This window comes from Bradyrhizobium sp. Leo170, from assembly GCF_004296405.1.
GTDB lineage: Bacteria > Pseudomonadota > Alphaproteobacteria > Rhizobiales > Xanthobacteraceae > Bradyrhizobium.
Window position 1 is genome coordinate 1 of record NZ_PSRR01000466.1, and the last position, 5,142, is coordinate 5,142.

Genomic DNA, 5,142 nt, shown 5'->3' on the forward strand with positions numbered 1-5,142 from the left:
CTCGCGCCTGTTGGCGCAGCGGCTCGCGGCGCCGCTCACTGACAGCGCTGCGATCACGCGGCGGCTCGATGCGAGCTCGGCCTTCGTCGCGGATAGTGCCGCGCGCGAGGATATCCGCAGCGTGCTGCGCGCGGCGCCCGACATGTCCCGCGCGTTGGCGCGGCTATCGGTCGGCCGCGGCGGCCCGCGCGATCTCGCAGGGCTCCGCGACGGCATCCTGGCCGCCGATCAGGCCTTGGTGCGGCTGGCGCAGCTCGATCAGCGCCGGCGGAAATCGTGGCCGTGATGGAGGCGCTGCGCCGTCCCTCGCGGGACCTGGCGCATGAATTCGAGCGCGCGCTCGCCGAGCAATTGCCGCTGATCAAGCGCGACGGCGGTTTCGTCCGCGAAGGTTATGAGGCTGCGCTGGACGAAAGCCGAAACCTGCGCGATGCCTCACGCCTTGTCGTTGCTTCGATGCAGGCGCGCTACGCCGAGGTGACCTCCGTCAAGGCGCTCAAGATCCGGCACAACAATGTGCTCGGCTATTTCGTCGAGGTGACCGCGCAGCACGGCGACAAACTGATGACGCCGCCCTTGAACGCGACCTTCATCCATCGCCAGACGCTCGCCGGCCAGGTCCGTTTCACCACGTCAGAACTCGGCGAGATCGAAGCCAAGATCGCCAATGCCGGCGACCGCTCGCTCAATCTCGAGCTCGAGATCTTCGACCGGCTCAGCGCCATGGCGCTTGCCGCAAGCGACGATCTGCGCGCCGCCGCGCACGCCTTCGCGCTGCTCGATGTCGCAACCGCGCTGGCGAAGCTTGCGGTCGACGAGAACTACGTGCGGCCCGAGGTCGAGCATTCCCTAGGCTTTGCGATCGAAGGCGGCCGCCATCCGGTGGTCGAGCAGGCCTTGAAGCGCGATGGCCAGCCGTTCATCGCCAACGCTTGCGACCTCTCACCGGGGCCGGCGCAGAAATCCGGACAGCTCTGGCTCCTCACCGGTCCGAACATGGCCGGCAAATCGACCTTCCTGCGCCAGAATGCGCTGATCGCGCTGCTGGCGCAGATCGGAAGCTATGTGCCGGCGTCGCGGGCGCGGATTGGCATTATAGACCGCCTGTTCTCCCGCGTCGGCGCGGCTGATGACCTCGCGCGGGGACGCTCGACCTTCATGGTCGAGATGGTCGAGACGGCGGCGATCCTCAACCAGGCGAGCGAACGCTCGCTGGTGATCCTCGACGAGATCGGCCGTGGCACGGCGACCTTCGACGGCCTCTCGATCGCCTGGGCCGCGATCGAGCATCTGCATGAGAACAACCGCTGCCGCACGTTGTTCGCGACGCATTATCACGAGCTCACCGCGCTGTCGGCGAGACTGCCGCGACTGTTCAACGCCACGGTGCGGGTGAAGGAATGGCAGGGCAATGTCGTGTTCCTGCACGAGGTGCTGCCAGGCTCGGCGGATCGTTCCTACGGCATCCAGGTGGCAAAGCTCGCAGGATTGCCGCCAGCGGTGATCACCCGGGCGAAATCCGTGCTGGCGAAACTGGAGGCGCAGGACCGCGGCCAGACCGCGCGCGCTTTGGTCGATGACCTCCCGCTGTTCGCCGTCCCCTCCCGCGCCGCCGCGGAAGCAGCACCGCCGAGCGAGGCAGAGCTTCTGGTGGAGGCGGTGAAAGCGCTGCACCCCGACGAGATGTCGCCACGCGAGGCGCTGGAAGCGCTCTACGCGCTGAGGGCAAAACTGCCGAAGCAGTAGACCCTGCCGTAGGGTGGGTAAAGCGCAGCGTGCCCACCATCGCGGGCAGAACGTGGATGGTGGGCACGGCGCAAGAGCGCCTTTGCCCACCCTACGCGTCTCCTCATCCCGAGGAGCCGCGAGGCGGCGTCTCGAGGGATGGGCCAGGGGCGCGATCGGGGCCTCATGGTTCGAGACGCGCTACGCGCTCCTCACCATGAGGATCTAAGTTCGACGCATTCGTCGCCGCCCATGCCACCACAGGCCGAGATTCCAGGTCACGCAGGTGGCGAGCGCCAGACTCAAGCCGATCGCCGAACCGAACTGCAGCGCGGCGACATGCAGCACCGCGATCGCAATTCCAAATCCCATCAGGCCCCAGGCGCCGTTGGCAATCACGGCTGCCGTCGGCGGGCCGCCGATGCGCGGATGCAGGATCAGCATCATCGAGGTGAAGACCACCGGAAACAACGCGATGATGCCGCTGACCCGCGGGCCGACCCAGCCCGAGGACGTCACCACGACCGCCACCAACGTCGCGACCAGCGAGGCGCGCAGGGGTATGTCGTACCAGCGGCGGGTGATCAGCGGCATCTTCTTCACATGGCGATAGCGCTGCAACAGCGGCACGCAGATCGCAAAGGTGATGACGTTCATGATCAGCCCGGCGGCGAGCGTCCAGTGGAACTGGCAGAAGATGGACGCGAGTATAATCCATACCGCGACGGCTGCGGCCGTGCTGAGCAACGCACTGTGGCGCTGTGCCAGCACGACATAGGTCAATCCGAGATAGATCGTCGCCGCATTGATCGGCAGGCTCGCGAGCGCACCCTCGGCGATGAAGGCCGCATCATGGTCAAGCGCGAGGAAGACATAGGACGGTCCCGCCGAGATCGGCAAGGTTGCCACCAGCGCGCCGATCACCGGCCCTGAACGCTCGGTGATGACGGAGGCGGTCACGACAACGGCGGCCGTGATCGCCATGCGCAATAGCAGCATCAGCAGGAAGATGAATTCGGGGGCATCGGGCCGTCGCCCCGGCCTTGAGCCGGGCCCATAACCACAGACCTTCGTGTGGCGCGAAGGCGTTCGAACAGCGGTAAGCAAAATAGAAGCAGAGGGGGTATGGGTCCCGGCTCAAGGCCGGGACGACGAGACATCACACCCGCTTCATCGAGACGGCGACCTGCGGGCCGTGCCTGATGGTCTGGTAGACCACGCAATAGCGCTCGGTCAGCTTCAGCAGGAGGTCGAGCTTGTCCTGCGGTGCGTCGGTGTCGACCTCGAAGCGCAGGCGGATCTCGGCGAAGAGAACCGGGGCCTCCTTGTCGACGCCAAGCGTGCCGCGGAAATCGAGATCGCCTTCAGCGAACACGTTGCCGCTGCGGAGCGGCACCTCGATCGCAGTCGCGACCGATTTCAGCGTCACGCCCGCGCAAGCGACCAGCGCTTCGAGCAGCATGTCGCCGGAGCAGAGTTCCAGCCCGGAGCCGCCGGCTGCCGGATGAAGGCCGGCGACCGCGAGCGCACGGCCGGTTTCGACCTTGCAGGCGATGCCTTCGTTCTCGATCGAGCCCTTGGCTTTCAGCGTGATAACGGCGGTGGCGGGGTCGGTCTTGTAGCGTTCCTTGATCGGGGCTTGCAGCGCGCGGAGCTCGGTGGCGTCCATTGTTGTTCTCCCGGATTTTCTGTCTTTCCGTGTACTCCCTGGGGGCGCCGGTGTCACCACCACATCGCTTCGCCGGCGGTCGAGCTCGTCTCATTGTCCGGCACGTTGCGATCGAGCGAGCGGTCGAGCGCGGTGAGCACGCGACGCTTGAAATTGTCTGTAGGCGACGAGTTGCGGTCGCGCGGCCGCGCCAGGTTGATCGCGATCTCCTCGAACAGCCGGCCCGGCCGCGGCCGCATCACCAGCACGCGGTCCGCCAGCACCACGGCCTCGTCGACGTCATGTGTCACCAGGATCAGCGTCGGCCTTGTGTCGGCCCAGAGGTCGAGCAGATGATCCTGCAGGTCGCGCCGGGTGAAGGCGTCGAGCGCGGAGAACGGCTCGTCCAAGAGCAGCACCTCCGGCTGCGGCACCAAGGCACGCGCGATCGCGACCCGCTGCGCCTGCCCGCCGGAAAGCTCGCGCGGCCAGGCATTGGCCTTGTCGGCGAGGCCGACACGGGCCAGCGCGCGCGCCACCTTTTCACGTCGTGCATCGGCCGGCAGGTCCGAGAGGCCGAAGCCGATATTGTCGGCGACGCTGAGCCAGGGCAGCAGCCGCGGCTCCTGGAAGATGATGCCGATCTTGGCGTGCGGCGCGGTGATGGTGGCGCCATCGAGCGTCACCGTGCCTGACGTGGCGCGATCGAGCCCGGCGATGGCACGGAGCAGCGTCGACTTGCCGCAACCGGACCCGCCGATGATGGCGATGATCTCGCCCGGCTTGATCTCGGAGGAGAAGCGCGAAAGCGCATGGACCCCGTTGGGATAGGTCTTGCCGACGTTACGAAGGGCGAGCATCAGGCCGCTCCGCGCCCGCGGCCGAAAGCGTCCTGCCAGCGCAAGAGCGGCGCGGTGGCGAGTTCGATCAGCCAGTCGGTGGTCTTGCCGAGGATCGCGAAGATCACGATCGCGGCGACGATCTGCGCCGGCTTGCCGAGTTGCTGGCCGTCGATCAGGAGATAGCCGAGCCCCTCGGAGGCGCCCATGAACTCGGCGGCAACCACGAACATCCAGCCCAGACCAAGGCCGACGCGGAGCGCCACCACATAGGCCGGCAGGACCGCCGGCAGAAGGATGCGGCGGATCATCGCCGGGCCCGAAAGGCGGAAGATGCGGCCGACCTCGACGATCTTGCGGTCGACCGAGTGGATCGCGCCCATCACGCCGAGATAGACCGGGAAGAACACGCCGACCGCGATCAGCGCCACCTTCGAGGTTTCAAAAATGCCGAGCCAGAGGATGAACAGCGGCACCCAGGCAATCGAGGGAATCGCGCGCAGCGCCTGCACGGTCGGATCGAGCAGCCGCCGCGCCAAGCCCCAATAGCCGGAGACGGCGCCGAGCAGCGTGCCGGCGACGACGCCGAGCGCAAAGCCCGCGGCAACGCGGGACAGCGTCGTGATGATGTGCCGCGACAGCTCGCCGCTTTTCGCGAGTTCCATGATCGTGGCGAAGACTTTCGTCGGCGGCGGCACCAATCGGCCGTTGGAATAGCCGAACCAGACCGCAAGCTCCCAGCCGAGGGCGAGGCCTAACGGCAGCAGCAGCCCGAGCGCGGGCCGCACAAAACGCGACAGCCGCGCCGCCGCAGGCGGCATGGCGGCGTCGGGTTGTTCCAGCACTGGCGCTTCAATGGTCATCGCCACGGCAAGAACCCTTTCCCGCGCCGAATTGCAAGGTGGTGATTTTCGTCGTCCCGGCCTTGAT

The 5,142-nt window shown here is 66.9% G+C and carries 4 protein-coding genes and 1 pseudogene; 1 reads left to right on the forward strand and 4 read right to left on the reverse strand.

The window, feature by feature from the left end; all coding sequences use genetic code 11:
* Positions 1–1,746 (forward strand): annotated as a pseudogene (mutS, locus tag CWO89_RS40455) (DNA mismatch repair protein MutS); the annotation flags it as partial.
* 204 nt (positions 1,747–1,950) lie between these two features.
* Here mutS and CWO89_RS40460 read toward each other — a convergent pair.
* From CWO89_RS40460 to CWO89_RS40475, 4 genes are all read right to left on the reverse strand, one after another.
* The gene (locus CWO89_RS40460; RefSeq protein WP_245476799.1) at positions 1,951–2,709 is read right to left on the reverse strand and encodes a hypothetical protein; all 759 of its coding nucleotides are present in this window, start codon (positions 2,707–2,709) and stop codon (positions 1,951–1,953) included.
* A gap of 175 nt (positions 2,710–2,884) precedes the next feature.
* Positions 2,885–3,394, reverse strand: coding sequence for an OsmC family protein (locus CWO89_RS40465; RefSeq protein WP_130583852.1), 510 nt, complete (start codon positions 3,392–3,394; stop codon positions 2,885–2,887).
* 53 nt (positions 3,395–3,447) lie between these two features.
* Positions 3,448–4,233, reverse strand: coding sequence for an ABC transporter ATP-binding protein (locus CWO89_RS40470; protein ID WP_130583853.1), 786 nt, complete (start codon positions 4,231–4,233; stop codon positions 3,448–3,450).
* Positions 4,233–5,075: an ABC transporter permease gene (locus CWO89_RS40475; protein WP_130583854.1), complete on the reverse strand. Its 843-nt coding sequence runs from the start codon at positions 5,073–5,075 to the stop codon at positions 4,233–4,235. The genes CWO89_RS40470 and CWO89_RS40475 overlap by 1 nt, the downstream gene beginning before the upstream one ends.
* Between the last annotated feature and the right edge of the window lie 67 nt (positions 5,076–5,142).

Coding starts and splice junctions, on each gene's coding strand:
- CWO89_RS40465 (WP_130583852.1), bottom strand. CDS start 3,394: ATGGACGCCACCGAGCTCCGCGCGCTGCAAGCCCCGATCAAGGAACGC.
- CWO89_RS40475 (WP_130583854.1), bottom strand. CDS start 5,075: ATGACCATTGAAGCGCCAGTGCTGGAACAACCCGACGCCGCCATGCCG.
- CWO89_RS40470 (WP_130583853.1), bottom strand. CDS start 4,233: ATGCTCGCCCTTCGTAACGTCGGCAAGACCTATCCCAACGGGGTCCAT.
- CWO89_RS40460 (WP_245476799.1), bottom strand. CDS start 2,709: ATGGCGATCACGGCCGCCGTTGTCGTGACCGCCTCCGTCATCACCGAG.